The following is a 16,221-nucleotide window of genomic DNA, read 5'->3' as shown; positions in this document are numbered from 1 at the left end:
CGGCCATGGCCTTGTTGGGTTACGAAATCTCTGGTGTCACCATTGATAAGTAGACACAAAAAAGCCCGGCTTCGCAGTCGGGCTTATTTGTGTTCCGTGAAACGGTTAGTCAGTCGTCGTTATACGGACTGGGCAACCGGGATCTTCACGGTGTCTGCCACTTCCTGGTATTCGGCCATTTGGTCGAAGTTAAGGTAGCGGTAGATCTCGGAGGACATGGAGTCGATGGTGTTCGCATACTCCATGTACTCTTCCTTGCTGGGCAGCTTGCCGAGGATAGACGCCACAGACGCCAGCTCAGCGGATGCCAGGTACACATCTGCACCCTGACCCAGACGGTTCGGGAAATTACGGGTGGAGGTGGATACCGCAGTGGACTTCGGCGCGATGCGAGCCTGGTTACCCATACAGAGGGAGCAGCCCGGCATCTCGGTGCGGGCACCGGCGCTACCGAAGATGTTGTAGTAGCCTTCTTCGGTAAGCTGGTGCTGATCCATCTTGGTTGGCGGAGCGATCCACAGACGGGTCGGCATGGTGCCGCTTTCCACTTTCTGCAGCAGCTTACCGGCGGCGCGGAAATGACCGATGTTGGTCATGCAAGAACCGATGAAGACCTCATCGATTTTGGCACCCGCGACTTCAGACAGAGTTTTAGCATCGTCTGGGTCGTTCGGGCAGCACAGTACCGGCTCGCTGATCTGGTCCATGTCGATTTCGATGACGGTGTGGTACTCGGCATCGGCATCGGCACGCATTAGGCTCGGGTTTGCCAGCCACTCTTCCATGCCCTGAATACGGCGTTCGATGGTGCGTGCATCGCCGTAGCCATTGGCGATCATCCACTTGAGCATGGTGATGTTGGACTTCAAGTACTCGGTCACGCTGTCTTCGGACAGAGTGATGGTACAGCCAGCAGCGGAACGCTCGGCGGACGCATCAGACAGTTCGAACGCTTGTTCAACGGTCAGATCATCCAAGCCTTCAATTTCCAGTACGCGACCGGAGAAGACGTTAACTTTACCTGCTTTTGCAACGGTTAAGTGGCCATCTTTGATCGCCTGCATTGGAATGGCGTGTACCAGGTCACGCAGGGTGATGCCGGGCTGGCGTTTACCCTTGAAGCGAACCAGCACCGACTCCGGCATGTCCAGCGGCATAACGCCAGTGGCCGCGGCGAACGCAACCAGGCCGGACCCGGCCGGGAACGAGATACCCATGGGGAAACGAGTGTGGGAGTCACCACCGGTACCCACGGTATCCGGCAGTAGCATGCGGTTCAGCCAGGAGTGGATGATGCCGTCGCCCGGACGCAAGGAAACACCGCCACGGTTCATGATGAAGTCAGGCAGGGTGTGCTGCGTTTCCACGTCAACCGGCTTGGGGTAAGCGGCGGTGTGGCAGAAAGATTGCATTACCAGGTCGGCCTGGAAGCCCAGGCAAGCCAGATCTTTCAGCTCGTCACGGGTCATTGGGCCAGTGGTATCCTGGGAGCCAACGGTGGTCATCTTCGGCTCGCAGTACATACCGGGGCGAACACCGTCCATGCCGCAAGCTTTGCCGACCATTTTTTGAGCCAGAGTGAAGCCCTTGTCGGAATCGCCAGGCTGTTCCGGCTTACGGAACAACTCGGAAGGTGCCAGGCCGAGGGCTTCGCGCGCCTTCGTGGTCAGGCCGCGACCGATGATCAGGTTGATACGGCCGCCGGCGCGTACTTCGTCCAGCAGGACCTGTGAACGCAGATCGAATTCAGCGATGACTTCGCCGTCTTTTTCTACCTTGCCTTCGAAGGGGTAAACGTCGATTACGTCACCGGTATTCATTTTTTCCACATCGCACTCGAAGGGCAGGGCGCCGGAATCTTCCATGGTGTTGAAGAAGATCGGAGCGATTTTGCCGCCGATGCAGACGCCGCCAGCGCGCTTGTTCGGTACAAACGGGATGTCATCACCAAAGTGCCACAGCACAGAGTTGGTCGCGGACTTGCGGGAAGAACCGGTGCCCACAACGTCGCCCACGTAGGCAACCGGATAGCCTTTTTTCTTCAGCTCGTCCATTTGGGTCAGCGGGCCGATTTCGCCGTCTTTTTCCGGAGTGATGCCTTCGCGGGCATTTTTTAACATGGCGTTGCCGTGCAGAGGAATATCCGGGCGGCTCCATGCGTCCTGTGCGGGGGACAGGTCGTCAGTGTTGGTTTCACCGGTAACCTTGAATACAGACAAGGTCATTTTTTCGGGCAGGTCGGCACGCTTGGTGAACCATTCGCCTTCTGCCCAAGACTCAATTATTTCCTTGGCCTTGGCATTGCCGGCTTTCATTTTATCTTCCACATCGTGGAACGCATCGAAAACCAACAGGGTGTGCTTGAGTTGCTCGGCGGCTTCATCAACCAGCTCGGCATCGTCCAGTGCTTCGATCAGCGGGGCAACGTTGTAGCCACCCTGCATGGTGCCCAGCAGCTGCACGGCACGCTTCTTATCAATAAGAGGGGAGCTGGCTTTACCTTTCACAATCGCGGTTAGGAAAGCGGCCTTGACATAGGCGGCCTGATCCACACCCGGCGGAACGCGGTTTACGAACAGGTCCTGGATAAACTCTTCTTCGCCAGCCGGCGGGTTTTTCAGCAGTTCTACCAGGTCGGCAACCTGCTGTTCGGTAAGCGGCTTCGGCGGTACACCTTCAGCGGCGCGCTCTTCTACATGTTTGCGATAGGCTTCTAGCACAGCGTTTCCCTCATCGTCGTCTTTGCTAATTTCTTTTGGAAATCAGTCTTTTAGGGTGTAACTGGGGGTTGGAATTGCGCGCGGAGTATAGCGGAACAGGCATCAATTGTTAAGCCAAACCCTGATTGCAGCCATTCATGACGTGAATACTCATAATCACTGAAAGCATGGGGTTGTGATTATCGGCGGCAGTATTAATAGGGTGAGTCGGTATCGGGCGGTGGTCGACGGAAGCGCTTGTAACTCCACAGGTACTGGCTGGGGTATTCGTCTATCAGATTTTCGATGGAACGATTCATTGCCTTGAGAGCGGTATCAAGGTCGTCATCGGCCACCGCGGTGTCGGCCGGGCGGATGCGGATTTCGTAGCCTTGTGTGCCAGGCAAGCGGCGCGCCCAAGCCATAAAGGTGACTGCTCCGGTCTGGCGAACCAACTTGCATGCCAAGGTGCCGGTATAGGCCGGGTGTCCATAAAACGGGGCGTGACGACCACTGCGGCGGTCGGGAACTTGATCGGGGAGGATGGCAGTCAGGGCGCCTTTTTTCATGGCCCGCACCAAGCCCGCAACGCCACGGGCCGTGGTGGGGTACATGGTTGATCCAAAATGCTCACGGCCACTGCGGACAAGACTATCCACTTCCGGCAGGCCGGAAGGGGCAAACATGGCGTGCAGGCCAAATTCGGTGGCGAGCCAAAAATTCAGTACTTCCCAGCAGCCCAAGTGTGGCGCCAGGATCATGATGGGCTTGCCGTCTTGTACCGCTTGTCGCAGCGGGGCATCGCCCTGCACAGACACCACCCGTGATAGGCCCTGGGCGGGATGCCGCCAGAGCAGGGCGATTTCGAAGGTGTTCTTGGCGCTTTCCACTAAAGACTCGCGGGCGAGCCGGGTGTGTTCTGCATTGGAGAGAGTTGGGTAGCAGTGCGCCAAATTGGTCTTGCTGACTTTGAATGCCTGAGTGGGCAACCAGGCAAGCAAAGTACCGACGGCGGTGGCGATAGCCCGATTGATGGAAAAGGGCAGGCTCCCCAGCAATCGCAATGCGATGATAGCTGCCTGTCCTTTTGCCCGCTGTACCCGTGGATGTGTTTTTCTGCCCATGGCGCGACAGTATACGGGCGCGGCGGCCAAGCACCAGCGGTGCGGATGAGATTACGCACAAAAACGCTATAATGCCGGCGCCTGTCTGCGGATGGGTTACCCTGAGCCAGCGAGATTCCCATGCACGACATTTCCCATATCCGCAATTTTCTTTCCTGTGCCACACCGCCGGCTTGGATCGACTGGGCATTACAACACCCGGACATCCTGTTGATTGACCATGCCCATTGCGAAAAGAAAGCAGCCAGCACAGCGATTAATTTGATGTTCCGCTATGTGGATCGCCCTGAACTACTGGATAAGCTGAGCCAACTGGCCCGCGAGGAATTGCTGCACTTCGAACAGGTGGTGCAGCTGATGCGGGCGCGTGGAGTGCAGTACGATCATATGACGCCAGCGCGTTATGCCAAGGGGTTACGCCAGCATATACGTACGTCTGAACCCGGGCGGCTGGTGGATACCATGATTGTGGGTTCGTTAATTGAGGCGCGCAGTTGTGAGCGCTTTGCCGCGCTGGCACCGCATGTGGACGAGGAGCTGGGACGATACTACCGGTACCTGTTGAAAAGTGAGTCGCGGCACTTCGAAGATTACCTGAAGCTGGCTGAGCAATACGCCGACGCGCCGATCGAACAGCGAGTGGCGTTTTTCAAAGGGGTGGAACGGGAGCTGGTGGAGTCGCCGGATTTCGAATTCCGGTTTCATTCGGGAGTGCCTAGGGCCGTTGACAGCTAAAATTTGCGATTTTGCTGTGATCATTTTGAAATGTAAGAGGCCGTGTCCAAAGAGTGGGTACGGCCTCTCGCGTTTCATCTTACAACAAGCTGTTTCACGCAGCGGTTAACGCTCAACTAATCTCAAAGCTTTCCAGTGTTAGCCCAGTTTTACTGTCCGCCACAATCTGCCAGCCAAGCTCACCCCAGTCCCCCAATACCCAGCGCTTGCCGGTCCCCTCAGGCAGGGTGACGTCGTGCACGTTCGGGCGGTGAGTATGGCCGTGGATCAGGTGTTGAACGCCGGCCTCCTGCATCTCCCGAACCACTTCTTCAGGGGTGACATCCATGATGTTTTCCGCCTTGTTGGCGTTGTTGCCCTGGCTTTGCATGCGCATGCCTTGGGCGATCATGCGCCGTTCTTCCAGCGGTTTGGCAAGCATTCCCTGTTGCCACTGGGGGTTGCGTGCCATGGTGCGGAACTGCTGATAGGCGTTGTCCAGGGTGCACAGGCTGTCGCCGTGCATGAGAATGGCGGCGGTGCCGTAGAGATCCACTACGGTGCCTTCATCCAGCAGGGCGCCGCCGCAGGCAGCGGCGAAATCGTTGCCGAGCATGAAGTCCCGGTTGCCGTGCATAAAGTAGAGCTTGCTGCCGCTGTCGGAAAATTGGCTAAAGGCGGCGATGGCGTCGAGATTGAACGCAGTATCGTCATCGTCGCCGATCCATGCCTCGAACAGGTCGCCCAGAACATAGAGTGCATCGGCTTTACCGGCGTGTTGCGTGAGCAGGTTTTTCAGGCCTTGCAGATGCTCGGGGCGGGCTGGATCAAGATGCAAATCAGAGATGAAAAGGGTGTAACTCATGACTATTGAGTATCCTTCTCTTCGCTTGTCGGCTGTTCCTTGTCGGCGGCCCTGCTGTCGCCATCAAGGCGGTAGGCCTTGGTGATCAAAATAGGTACTTCCGGAACGTCTCGGGCCATCATGCCGTTAAGGCGCTGGCTGGTGGTACGTTCCCGGGCGATATTGTCGACCACATTCATGCCTTCGGTGACTGCACCAAAAACCGCATAGCCCCAGCCTCGGCTGTTTTTGCCGGTGAAATCCAGGCTGCGATTATCGACCAGATTCACGAAAAACTGGGCAGTGGCGGAGTGTGGGTTGCCAGTGCGGGCCATGGCCAAGGTGCCGCGCTTGTTCTTGAGGCCGTTGTCGGCCTCATTCTGAATAGGCGCGCGCGTGGCCTTGCGCTGGCTGCTCTGGTCAAAGCCGCCACCCTGAATCATGAACCCGCGGATAACGCGGTGAAATTGGGTGCCGTCGTAGAAGCCACTATCGACATACTGAAGAAAGTTGGCGACGCTTTTTGGGGCTTTGTCTTCGTACAGTTCAATGGTCACCGGGCCGGCGGTAGTATCTAGACGGACCACTGGATTAGCCAGCAACAGACCAGGAAGCAGGGCGAACAGGGCAGCGGCAAGGCGCATGGCTATTAGTCCTCGATCAGCTCGGCGGATTCGATCAGTACCGGTTCTAACGGTACATCCTGATGGCCGCCTTTACTGCCGGTGGCAACGTTGCGAATTTTTTCCACCACATCCATGCCATCGGAGACGGCGCCGAATACGGCATAACCCCAGCCATCCTGGCTGCGTTCCTTATCTAAAAAATGATTGTCTGCCACGTTAATGAAGAACTGCGCGGATGCGGAGTGCGGATCCGGTGTACGGGCCATGGCAATGGTACCGGCTTTGTTGGACAGACCGTTGCCCGCTTCATTCTTAATCGAAGCGCGAGTCGGTTTTTGCTGCATGTCTTCGCTGAAGCCGCCGCCCTGGATCATGAAGTTGCTGATAACGCGGTGGAAGATGGTGCCATCAAAATGGCCTTCTTTAACGTATTGTACGAAATTTTCAGTGGTTCCCGGCGCGTTCTCTGCGTCCAGCTGCAGGGTGATTTTGCCGTAAGTTGTTGTCAGCAACACTTTCATTGATGTTTCTCCGCAGGAGTGGGACCGTCCGTTAACGCCTATTTTGCGTGCAGGAGGATCCTGAGTCTTTGACTGTTGGGGGGGCTACAGTACACTAGCGCACCTTCATTTTCACCGTACCCATTTACCGTATCTCTATCCGGACTGGCCCAGGCAATGAGCGAAACGAAAGCGCCAAGCAATTTTATCAGACAGATCATCGACCGTGACCTTGCAGAAGGTAAAAATGACGGTCAAGTAGCGACCCGTTTTCCGCCGGAGCCCAATGGTTACCTGCATATCGGCCATGCAAAATCTATCTGCCTTAACTTCGGTATCGCGGAAAGCTATGGCGGCAGCTGTAATCTGCGCTTTGACGATACCAACCCGGAGAAAGAAGAGGACGAGTACATCCAGTCCATCAAGCAGGATGTGCAGTGGCTGGGTTATCAGTGGAGCGGCCAAGAACGTTTTGCCAGTAACTACTTCGATCAGCTTTATGATCTGGCGGTGGGCCTGATCCAAAAAGGGCTGGCTTATGTCGATAGCTTGAGCCCGTCAGAGATTGCTGAATACAGGGGTAATTTTACTACTCCGGGCAAGCCCAGCCCCTATCGTGAGCGATTGGTGGAGGAGAATTTGGCGCTGTTCGAGCAGATGCGCGACAACAAATTAGACGAGGGTGAGGCGGTGCTGCGCGCAAAAATCGATATGCAGAGCCCGAATATCAGCCTGCGTGACCCGATTCTCTATCGTATCCGCAAAAAGACTCACCACCAGACCGGTGACAAGTGGGTGATCTATCCCATGTATGATTTTACGCACCCGTTGTCTGATGCTATCGAAGGCATTACACACAGTTTGTGCACTCTGGAATTTGAAGATCACCGCCCCTTTTATGACTGGGTGGTAGAAAACACGTCAGTGACGGCCGCTCCCCGGCAATACGAATTTGCCCGCCTGAACCTGAATTACACGCTAACCAGCAAGCGTAAACTCAAGCAATTGGTGGATGAAGGGCATGTAAACGGTTGGAATGATCCGCGCATGCCGACTATCTCTGGGCTACGCCGCCGGGGCTATACGCCTACCTCCATTCGTACTTTCTGTGAATCTGTGGGCGTTAGTCGCGCGGATTCTGTGGTCGATATGGCCATGCTTGAAGCGGCAATTCGAGACGATCTTAATCAGCACGCCCCCCGAGCCATGTGTGTAATGAACCCGCTAAAAGTGGTAATCGAGAATTGGGAGGCAGGTAAGGAGGAAGTTCTGGTGGCTCCGGTTCATCCACAGAATGAGGCCAGAGGCACCCGAGAGGTGCCCATGACACGCGTGGTGTACATTGATCGCGAAGACTTCAGAGAGGAGGCCAATAAAAAATTCAAACGGTTGGTGTTGGGTGATCGGGTGCGTTTGCGTTATGGCTATGTAGTTCGAGCCACGGATGTGGTGCGTGACGATCAGGGTGAAATCGTGGAGGTGCGTTGCACCTATGACCCCGACACTTTGGGTAAAAACCCGGAGAATGCAGAGGGGCAGGGTAAAATGCGTGGCGTCATTCACTGGGTGAGTGCGGATAAAGCGTTGCCTTGCGAAGTGCGTTTATATGATCGCCTATTCAGTGTCGCCAACCCCAACAAGGCATTAGAAGAAGGGCAGACTTTTCTGTCACACATCAACCCAGACTCTCTGACCGTTCTGGAGGGTTGCTTGGTAGAACCGGGGCTTCGTGGTGCCTTGGCTGAGACTCGTTATCAATTTGAACGGGAAGGGTATTTTTGTGTGGATCAGGACAGTACCGAGAACCGGTTGGTGTTCAACCAGACGGTGGGTCTGCGCGAATCTTGGCCTAAGGAAGCCTGAGCTCAGGTGAGGGGCTGCTTTAGACAAAACCGTACCTGAATAGGGTGCGGTTTTTTATGTCCGCTCCCGAACAGGATAAATTTCATGCAATAAAAGTGTGAGAGTGTTGGCTAGGCGGGGGGGGGAAGAAAAGAGAATGCAGAAGAGAGAAGGGGGGGGCGCTGCCGGCCCCCCGTTGCGCTTAGCCGAAGGCTTTCTCGCCGGATTGCAGGGTCTGGAAAATCAGTGTGTTGATGGTCATGGGCCCAACACCGCCGGGGACGGGAGTGTAGGCGGCTACGCGATCAACCAGTGGTGCCAGCTCGATGTCTCCGCACCGTTCCGGGTGGAAGCCGGCGTCCACGACTACGGCTCCATCTTTTATCCAGTCTGCTTTGATGAATTCTGGTTTACCTACTGCGCCCACCACGATGTCCGCTTGCTTGACCAGCTCGGGCAGGTTTTGAGTACGACTGTGGCAAATAGTGACTGTAGCATTAGCTTCTAGCATCATCATGGCCATGGGCTTACCCAAAATGGCACTGCGGCCCACCACCACCGCATGTTTACCTTCCAGTTCGACTTGATAGTGCTCTAGTAAGCGCATGATGCCCTTAGGCGTTGCACAGCCATAGGCTGCCTCCCCCATGCTCATGCGACCAAAGCCCAGGCAGGTCACACCGTCTACATCCTTCTCCAGACTGATAGCGTCGAAACAAGCGCGTTCATCAATCTGAGCCGGCACTGGATGTTGAAGCAGAATGCCATGCACATCCCGGTTGTTATTCAGCTCATCAATTTTGGCCAGTAACTGTGCGGTGGTGGTTTCTGCGCTCAGTTCGATGGCGACTGATTCCATTCCGACACGCTGGCAGGCGTTGCCTTTCATCTTTACATAGGTAGCAGATGCCGGGTCGGCACCCACCAGAATGGTGGCAAGAATCGGCGTGTTGCCGTTGGCCTTGGTTTTCAGGGTGTCGACACGCAGGCGCATCTCCTGTTCAAACTGCTGGGCCAAGGTTTTGCCATCAAGAATCTGGGCAGTCATGTGGGCGGTCTCTCTGAAATTGACAACAGTAGGGGGCCTGGCAAGGTGACGACGATTATCTCAGCCTGCCAAGGGGGTAGCCTGAACGGCGCGATTCTCGCATGTGCAGGCTCTGTTCGCAAAAGTTGTCTAAAATCTGAGCGTTAGGGATTTTTTGCATCAAATACCGTTGACGCTCATGGGGGTGCCGAGTATTATGCGCGCCTCGCTTTCGAGCTTAGTCACTGACGCAGCTTTAAGAGACGGGGTGTAGCGCAGCCTGGTAGCGCGCCTGCTTTGGGAGCAGGATGTCGGGGGTTCGAATCCCTCCACCCCGACCAGTTGGCTTGATGGCGGTAATCTGCAAGCGCCTGTAGCTCAACCGGATAGAGCAACGGCCTTCTAAGCCGTCGGTTGCAGGTTCGAGTCCTGCCAGGCGCGCCAGGCAGGTAGAAAGCAAACAGTTTTATGGTGATTGTAGCTCAGTTGGTAGAGCTCCGGATTGTGATTCCGGCGGTCGTGGGTTCGAGCCCCATCAGTCACCCCATATTAAAAGCCTCCGGGATCGATCCTTGGAGGCTTTTTCGTATGGGCTTCAGGTGCTGCGCTACAGGCAAGCTGTAGGCAGAGAAGCTCTCTTTGATTATAATCTGCGCCCTTCATTAGGCCGTCTTCGCGTTATTTCGGCGGCGGGCAGAGATAAAAGTCTTTTTTTAAAGAGGATGTTATGCAGGTTTCTGTTGAAACGACTTCAGGTCTTGAGCGCCGTGTGACGGTGGGTGTACCCGCGGAAAAAGTGGATGCGGCAGTAGAGGGCAAGCTGCAGGAAGCCCAGAAAACAATCCGTCTGGACGGATTCCGCCCGGGTAAAGTCCCCATGCGTGAAGTAAAGCGTCGCTTTGGCGGGGCTGTGCGTAACGAAGTGCTGGCCGATGTCATGCGCGAAGCTTTCATTGAAGCGGTTGAGCAGGAAAAACTGCAGCCCGCAGGCATGCCAGGTTTCGAAGCCACCACCAATGAAACAGGCAAGGATCTTGAGTTCGTTGCCACCTTCGATGTGTACCCGGAAGTGGAATTGGCAGCATTCGACACTATTGAGGTCACGAAGCCCAAGTCTGACGTAACCGATGCCGATGTCGATACCATGATCGAAACGCTGCGTCAGCAGCGTGCCGAGTTTGCGGATGTGGATCGGGCCAGCGAAACCGGTGATCGCGTTAATATCGATTTCAAAGGCCTGAAAGACGGTGAAGCTTTTGAAGGCGGGACCGCTGAAGGCCAGAATTTGGAGCTGGGCTCTGGTCAAATGATCCCGGGTTTTGAAGATGGCATTGTTGGCATGAAAGCCGGCGATGAGAAAGAAATTGATGTGACTTTCCCAGAAGACTACCAGTCCGAAGATCTAAAGGGTCAGTCCGTTGTGTTTCAGATCAAGGTTAACAAGGTAGAAGGCAAGGCTCGGCCGGAAGTGGACGCCGAATTCATGAAAGGCTTTGGTGTTGACGATGGTGACGAAACCAAGTTCAAGGCTGAAGTGCGCAAGAATATGGAGCGCGAGCTCAAAAATGCCATCACCAGCAAGGTGAAAGAGCAGGCCATGGACGGCTTGGTTAACCTGCACGAGTTTGACCTGCCGGGCGCGTTGGTAACCCAGGAAATTCAGCGTATGCGTCAGCAGATGATGCAGCAGTTCGGTGGCGGCCAGCAGTTCGATCCTTCCATTCTGCCTGACGATTTGTTCAAAGAGCAGGCTGAGCGTTCCGTGCGGTTGGGTCTGGTTGTTCGCTCGATTATCGACAAAAACGAAATCAAGGCCGATGCTGATAAGGTAAAAGCTCGGGTGGAAGAGATTGCCGAACAGTACGAAAAACCGGAAGAAGTGGTGAGCTGGGTTTACAGCAATCCGCAGCAACTGCAGCAAATTGAAGGCGCGGTTCTGGAAGAGCAGGTTGTTGATCTGGTGCTGGAAGGCGCTAAAGTTGAAGAAAAAGTCATGGCCTACCAAGATGCGGTGAAGCCGCGTGAGCAAGCGGAAGATTGATTTAAAATCTTCGGTTTGACCATTCAAAATGGGGCCTTCGGGTCCCATTTTGCGTTATTTATGCGCAATTTGCGCAAGAATTGTGCACTTGAACCCCTCTGCCACCCACTTTTATAGACGCCCCTCTGGTGTCGTCATAAGATGCTTGAAGACCTATTTGTTTTAATTGTCTTGTATTCCGGCCTTTCGGCCCCCAAGACAGTCTAGGGCACATGCCAGGTGTTGACTGCCGGCATTAATAAACAGTTGAGAACGTCCACGGATGATCAACGAGAAGGAAAGCGCTACATGATCGACTTGAGCCGTATTAATTCGCTTACTCCGGAAATGAGCCAGCTCATCAAAGACCCGACCAATCTGGGTTTGGTGCCGGTGGTAATCGAGCAGACCGCCCGTGGGGAACGTTCTTTCGATATCTACTCCCGCCTTCTGAAAGAACGGGTGATCTTCATGATCGGCCAAGTGGAAGACCACATGGCTAACCTGATTGTGGCACAGATGTTATTTCTGGAATCCGAGAACCCTGACAAAGATATTCATCTGTACATCAACAGCCCGGGCGGCTCGGTGACGGCGGGCATGTCCATCTATGACACCATGCAGTTCATCAAGCCGGATGTGTCTACCATGTGTGTTGGCCAGGCGGCCAGTATGGGGGCCTTTTTGCTTACTGCAGGTGCCGCTGGCAAGCGTTTTGCGCTGCCCAATGCGCGGGTGATGATTCATCAGCCGCTGGGAGGCTTTCAGGGGCAGGCGTCGGATATAGAAATTCACGCCAAGGAAATCCTTAAGATCAAAGGCCAGCTCAACAGCTTGCTGGCTCATCACACCGGCCAGCCGATTGAGCAGCTGGAAAAAGACACTGACCGTGACAATTTCATGAGTGCCGATGAAGCGAAGGAATACGGCATCATTGACGCGGTGTTGAGCCAGCGTCCTGTTTAATAAACAGGGCTTGTTCGTACAAAAAGTGTCCTAACGGAACAGCAGAGCAGCTCGGCGGGCTTGAAAAACCCTGGGCGACCCTGCATCTTCAAAGCAAATACACAGGTTTAGAGGCAATTCGATGACCGATTCCACTGGCAAGGGCGACGACGGCAAACTGCTGTATTGCTCATTCTGCGGCAAAAGCCAGCATGAGGTCCGCAAATTGATTGCGGGGCCCTCGGTCTTTATCTGCGATGAATGCGTGGATCTGTGTAACGACATTATCCGCGAGGAAGTGCAGGAAGACACCAGCGATAATGGTGGCGAACGCCTGCCTAAGCCCAACGAAATAAAAGACACCCTTGACGAATACGTGATTGGCCAAGAGCGCGCCAAGAAGGTGCTTGCCGTGGCGGTATATAACCACTACAAGCGTTTGCGCAGTGGTGGTAAAGGTCGTGACGAAGTTGAGCTTGGAAAGAGTAATATTTTGCTTATCGGCCCTACCGGTAGCGGTAAGACACTGCTGGCTGAAACATTGGCGCGTTTACTGAATGTACCGTTCACCATTGCCGATGCCACCACCCTCACTGAAGCCGGGTATGTCGGCGAGGATGTGGAAAATATTATCCAGAAACTGCTGCAGAAATGTGACTACGACGTGGACAAAGCCCAGCGTGGCATTGTTTATATTGATGAAATCGACAAGATTTCCCGCAAGTCGGATAACCCGTCAATCACCCGTGATGTGAGCGGGGAGGGTGTGCAGCAGGCATTGCTCAAGCTGATCGAAGGTACTGTCGCTTCGGTACCACCCCAGGGGGGCCGCAAGCATCCGCAACAGGAATTCTTGCAGGTCGATACCTCCAATATGCTATTCATCTGTGGCGGGGCCTTCGCCGGTTTGGATAAGGTGATTCGCGAGCGTTCTGAAAAGGGGGGGATTGGTTTCTCAGCCGAGGTTAAGAGCAAGGACAACACCCGCAACTTGGGTGAGCTGCTGGTGGATGTAGAGCCGGAAGATCTAGTCAAGTACGGCCTGATTCCCGAATTTATTGGTCGACTACCGGTCATTGCCACCTTGGAAGAACTCAGTGAAGAAGCTCTGATCCAGATCCTTACCGAGCCGCGTAATGCATTAACCAAGCAGTATGCTCGCCTGTTCGAAATGGAAGGCGTAGAACTGGACTTCCGAGAGGACGCGTTACGGGCGATCGCCAACAAGGCGATGATTAGGAAGACCGGTGCACGGGGTCTGCGTTCCATTCTGGAGGGTGTGCTGCTCGATACCATGTACCAAGTGCCGTCCATGGAGAGTGTGGCCAAGGTAGTTATTGATAGCCCCACCATCAAAGGTGAATCCGAACCGTTGTTAATTTACGAAAACAACGAGCAGTCTTCCAAGGTCGCGCCGGATTGAGATCTTGGCATGGCCCGGATCTGTCCTGCTGCTACCTAAGTCATAGAGGCAATACGTGCTGAAAGATATTCCGCTTTTACCGCTACGTGATGTAGTGGTGTATCCGCACATGGTAATCCCGCTGTTTGTTGGCAGGGAAAAATCTATCGCGGCTCTCGAAGCTGCAATGGCCGCTGATAAGCAGATCATGCTGGTGGCCCAGCGCAATGCTTCCGATGATGATCCGGGCGTGGATGACGTGTATCGGGTGGGCACCGTGTCCACTATTCTGCAGTTGCTGAAGCTACCCGATGGCACTGTTAAAGTGCTGGTTGAGGGGGGGCAGCGTGCGCATCTAGGTAAAGCCGAGTTTGGCGACGGAGGTGCAATTGCGGATGTCCGTGAACTTGAAGAAGATTTGCCCGACGAGAATGAGCAGGACGCCCTATCCCGGTCGTTGCAGGGGCAGTTTGAGGATTACGTCAAACTCTCCAAGAAAGTGGCCCCGGAAGTCACTGGGTCTGTTTCTTCCATCGACGAAGTCAGCCGCTTAGCCGATACCATTGCAGCACACCTGCAGTTAAAGCTTGAAGAGAAGCAGGATGTGTTAGAAATGGTAGACGTGCGTGAGCGCGTGGAACACCTGATTGCGCTGATGGAATCCGATATTGATGTGCTGAAAGTGGAAAAGCGCATTCGTGGTCGTGTTAAGAAACAGATGGAGAAGAGCCAGCGCGAGTACTATCTGAACGAACAGATGAAAGCCATTCAGAAAGAACTGGGAGATCTGGAAGACAGCGGTAACGACCTGGACGATCTGGAAAAGAAAATTGATAGTGCAGGCATGCCCAAAGAAGCCCGCGATAAGGCACAAGCTGAGCTGAACAAACTCAAGATGATGTCGCCGATGTCGGCAGAAGCCACTGTGGTGCGTGGCTATCTTGACTGGATGACCTCGGTGCCATGGAAAAAGCGCAGCCGGGTTCGTCATGATCTGAATTTCGCTAAAGAAGTATTGGACCGTGATCATTACGGCCTTGAAGATGTGAAAGACCGCGTGCTGGAGTTTCTGGCGGTGCAGAGCCGTGTTGGCAAGGTCAAAGGGCCCGTTCTGTGCTTGGTCGGTCCACCAGGTGTCGGCAAAACTTCACTGGGCCAATCCATTGCCAGTGCGACCAACCGAAAGTTCGTTCGCATGGCGTTGGGTGGCGTTCGTGACGAGGCGGAAATTCGTGGTCATCGGCGCACTTATATCGGCTCGTTGCCCGGCAAGGTAATTCAGAAACTTTCGAAAGTCGGTGTTCGTAATCCTCTGTTTTTGTTCGATGAAGTCGATAAAATGGGCATGGACAACCGGGGTGATCCGGCATCGGCATTGCTTGAGGTCTTGGACCCTGAGCAGAACGATACGTTCAGTGACCATTACCTGGAAGTGGACTACAACCTGTCCGAAACCTTGTTCATTTGTACATCCAATTCCATGAATATTCCGGCGCCCTTACTGGACCGGATGGAAGTGATTCGTCTGCCCGGATATACAGAAGAAGAAAAGGTCAATATTGCCCTCCAGTACCTGATCCCCAAGCAAATCAAAAACAATGGCTTGAAAAAAGATGAGCTGCTTTTTGATGAAGCCGTGTTACGGTACATCGTTCGTCATTACAGCCGTGAGGCGGGCGTTCGCGGGCTTGAGCGTGAAATTAGCAAGGTTTGCCGCAAGGTGGTGAAAGAACATTTGCTCACTGGTGAAACGAAAACTGTCACCATGAGTGAAGAGCTGGTTGAGCATTATCTCGGTGTGCGTAAATTCAGCTTTGGTCGTGCCGAAGAGCAAGATCAGATCGGCCAAGTAACCGGCCTCGCATGGACCTCAGTGGGCGGTGAATTACTCACCATCGAAAGCGTTTCCACTCCGGGCAAAGGGCGAGTAATTTCTACCGGTTCACTCGGCGATGTGATGCAGGAATCTATTCAAGCAGCTTGGACCGTTGTTAAAAGCCGTGCGGGCAGCTTGGGCATTCGTCGGCGGGCATTGGATTGCAACGACCTACACATGCATATGCCGGAAGGGGCAACACCGAAAGACGGGCCCAGTGCAGGTGTGGGTATGTGTACAGCTATGGTGTCTGTGTTGACCGGTATTCCTGTGCGTGCTGATGTGGCCATGACCGGTGAAATTACCCTGCGCGGGCAGGTGCTCCCGATTGGTGGCCTTAAAGAAAAACTGTTGGCTGCCCATCGCGGTGGAATCAAGACGGTATTGATTCCGGAAGAAAATGAAAGGGACCTCAAGGAGATCCCCGACAATATCAAGGCGTCCTTGGATATTCGACCAGTAAAATGGATTGACCAGGTACTTGATGCGGCGCTGACTCATCAACCAAACCCGCTTTCCGAAGCGGAACAGGAAGAAGATTTAGCGCTGGCAGATGAGAAAAACCAGGAAGGTAACAAACGTCCTAGTACACATTGACGGAT

General features: G+C 54.3%; 12 protein-coding genes and 3 tRNA genes. 9 read left to right on the top strand and 6 right to left on the bottom strand.

The window, feature by feature from the left end:
- Positions 1–119: 119 nt before the first annotated feature.
- Both acnB and ABNH10_RS08705 read right to left on the bottom strand, forming a co-directional pair.
- Positions 120–2,720 carry a bifunctional aconitate hydratase 2/2-methylisocitrate dehydratase gene (gene acnB / locus ABNH10_RS08710; RefSeq protein WP_349385572.1) on the bottom strand — a complete coding sequence of 867 codons (2,601 nt, stop codon included), beginning with the start codon at positions 2,718–2,720 and terminating at the stop codon, positions 120–122.
- Positions 2,721–2,914: 194 nt separating this feature from the next.
- The gene (locus ABNH10_RS08705) at positions 2,915–3,823 is read right to left on the bottom strand and encodes a lysophospholipid acyltransferase family protein (protein ID WP_349385571.1); all 909 of its coding nucleotides are present in this window, start codon (positions 3,821–3,823) and stop codon (positions 2,915–2,917) included.
- Between the two features lie 120 nt (positions 3,824–3,943).
- Between ABNH10_RS08705 and ABNH10_RS08700 the strand changes: the two genes are divergently transcribed.
- A complete protein-coding gene (locus tag ABNH10_RS08700; protein WP_349385570.1) occupies positions 3,944–4,558 on the top strand; it encodes a MiaE family protein in 615 nt (204 codons plus the stop codon).
- A 112-nt stretch (positions 4,559–4,670) separates the two neighbouring features.
- Here ABNH10_RS08700 and ABNH10_RS08695 read toward each other — a convergent pair whose 3' ends face one another.
- From ABNH10_RS08695 to ABNH10_RS08685, 3 genes are read right to left on the bottom strand one after another with little or no spacing between them, the layout of a single operon-like run.
- On the bottom strand, positions 4,671–5,402 hold the full coding sequence (locus ABNH10_RS08695) for a UDP-2,3-diacylglucosamine diphosphatase (RefSeq protein ID WP_349385569.1): 732 nt from the start codon (positions 5,400–5,402) through the stop codon (positions 4,671–4,673).
- Between the two features lie 2 nt (positions 5,403–5,404).
- A complete protein-coding gene (locus tag ABNH10_RS08690; RefSeq protein WP_349385568.1) occupies positions 5,405–6,025 on the bottom strand; it encodes a peptidylprolyl isomerase in 621 nt (206 codons plus the stop codon).
- A gap of 5 nt (positions 6,026–6,030) precedes the next feature.
- Positions 6,031–6,528: a peptidylprolyl isomerase gene (locus ABNH10_RS08685; RefSeq protein ID WP_349385567.1), complete on the bottom strand. Its 498-nt coding sequence runs from the start codon at positions 6,526–6,528 to the stop codon at positions 6,031–6,033.
- Positions 6,529–6,684: 156 nt separating this feature from the next.
- Between ABNH10_RS08685 and ABNH10_RS08680 the strand changes: the two genes are divergently transcribed.
- Complete coding sequence (locus ABNH10_RS08680) at positions 6,685–8,370, top strand: glutamine--tRNA ligase/YqeY domain fusion protein (RefSeq protein ID WP_349385566.1); 1,686 nt, start codon at positions 6,685–6,687, stop codon at positions 8,368–8,370.
- A gap of 181 nt (positions 8,371–8,551) precedes the next feature.
- Here ABNH10_RS08680 and folD read toward each other — a convergent pair whose 3' ends face one another.
- Positions 8,552–9,397, bottom strand: a complete 846-nt coding sequence (gene folD, locus ABNH10_RS08675; RefSeq protein ID WP_349385565.1) for a bifunctional methylenetetrahydrofolate dehydrogenase/methenyltetrahydrofolate cyclohydrolase FolD — start codon at positions 9,395–9,397, stop codon at positions 8,552–8,554.
- A gap of 243 nt (positions 9,398–9,640) precedes the next feature.
- Here folD and ABNH10_RS08670 point away from each other — a divergent pair.
- The 7 genes from ABNH10_RS08670 (at position 9,641) to lon (ending at position 16,216) form a co-directional block, all read left to right on the top strand.
- Positions 9,641–9,717: transfer RNA gene (locus tag ABNH10_RS08670), tRNA-Pro, on the top strand.
- A 26-nt stretch (positions 9,718–9,743) separates the two neighbouring features.
- Positions 9,744–9,820 (top strand) — tRNA-Arg (locus tag ABNH10_RS08665).
- Between the two features lie 27 nt (positions 9,821–9,847).
- Positions 9,848–9,923, top strand: a tRNA-His gene (locus ABNH10_RS08660).
- A 180-nt stretch (positions 9,924–10,103) separates the two neighbouring features.
- Positions 10,104–11,417, top strand: a complete 1,314-nt coding sequence (gene tig, locus ABNH10_RS08655; protein WP_349385564.1) for a trigger factor — start codon at positions 10,104–10,106, stop codon at positions 11,415–11,417.
- 327 nt (positions 11,418–11,744) lie between these two features.
- Positions 11,745–12,362 carry an ATP-dependent Clp endopeptidase proteolytic subunit ClpP gene (clpP, locus tag ABNH10_RS08650; protein WP_502877124.1) on the top strand — a complete coding sequence of 206 codons (618 nt, stop codon included), beginning with the start codon at positions 11,745–11,747 and terminating at the stop codon, positions 12,360–12,362.
- Between the two features lie 121 nt (positions 12,363–12,483).
- Positions 12,484–13,764: an ATP-dependent Clp protease ATP-binding subunit ClpX gene (clpX, locus tag ABNH10_RS08645; RefSeq protein WP_349385562.1), complete on the top strand. Its 1,281-nt coding sequence runs from the start codon at positions 12,484–12,486 to the stop codon at positions 13,762–13,764.
- 55 nt (positions 13,765–13,819) lie between these two features.
- A complete protein-coding gene (lon, locus tag ABNH10_RS08640; RefSeq protein WP_349385561.1) occupies positions 13,820–16,216 on the top strand; it encodes an endopeptidase La in 2,397 nt (798 codons plus the stop codon).
- Positions 16,217–16,221: the final 5 nt, after the last annotated feature.

Origin of the sequence: Alcanivorax sp., assembly GCF_040119285.1 — a bacterium.
GTDB lineage: Bacteria > Pseudomonadota > Gammaproteobacteria > Pseudomonadales > Alcanivoracaceae > Alcanivorax.
This window is presented reverse-complemented; position numbering and strand designations above follow the sequence as displayed.

What these genes read in the sequence shown, in the direction of transcription:
- ABNH10_RS08695 (WP_349385569.1), bottom strand. Translation starts at nt 5,402, where the DNA reads ATGAGTTACACCCTTTTCATCTCTGATTTGCATCTTGATCCAGCCCGC.
- clpP (WP_502877124.1), top strand. Translation starts at nt 11,745, where the DNA reads ATGAGCCAGCTCATCAAAGACCCGACCAATCTGGGTTTGGTGCCGGTG.
- ABNH10_RS08685 (WP_349385567.1), bottom strand. Translation starts at nt 6,528, where the DNA reads ATGAAAGTGTTGCTGACAACAACTTACGGCAAAATCACCCTGCAGCTG.
- folD (WP_349385565.1), bottom strand. Translation starts at nt 9,397, where the DNA reads ATGACTGCCCAGATTCTTGATGGCAAAACCTTGGCCCAGCAGTTTGAA.
- clpX (WP_349385562.1), top strand. Translation starts at nt 12,484, where the DNA reads ATGACCGATTCCACTGGCAAGGGCGACGACGGCAAACTGCTGTATTGC.
- ABNH10_RS08680 (WP_349385566.1), top strand. Translation starts at nt 6,685, where the DNA reads ATGAGCGAAACGAAAGCGCCAAGCAATTTTATCAGACAGATCATCGAC.
- tig (WP_349385564.1), top strand. Translation starts at nt 10,104, where the DNA reads ATGCAGGTTTCTGTTGAAACGACTTCAGGTCTTGAGCGCCGTGTGACG.
- ABNH10_RS08700 (WP_349385570.1), top strand. Translation starts at nt 3,944, where the DNA reads ATGCACGACATTTCCCATATCCGCAATTTTCTTTCCTGTGCCACACCG.
- ABNH10_RS08705 (WP_349385571.1), bottom strand. Translation starts at nt 3,823, where the DNA reads ATGGGCAGAAAAACACATCCACGGGTACAGCGGGCAAAAGGACAGGCA.
- ABNH10_RS08690 (WP_349385568.1), bottom strand. Translation starts at nt 6,025, where the DNA reads ATGCGCCTTGCCGCTGCCCTGTTCGCCCTGCTTCCTGGTCTGTTGCTG.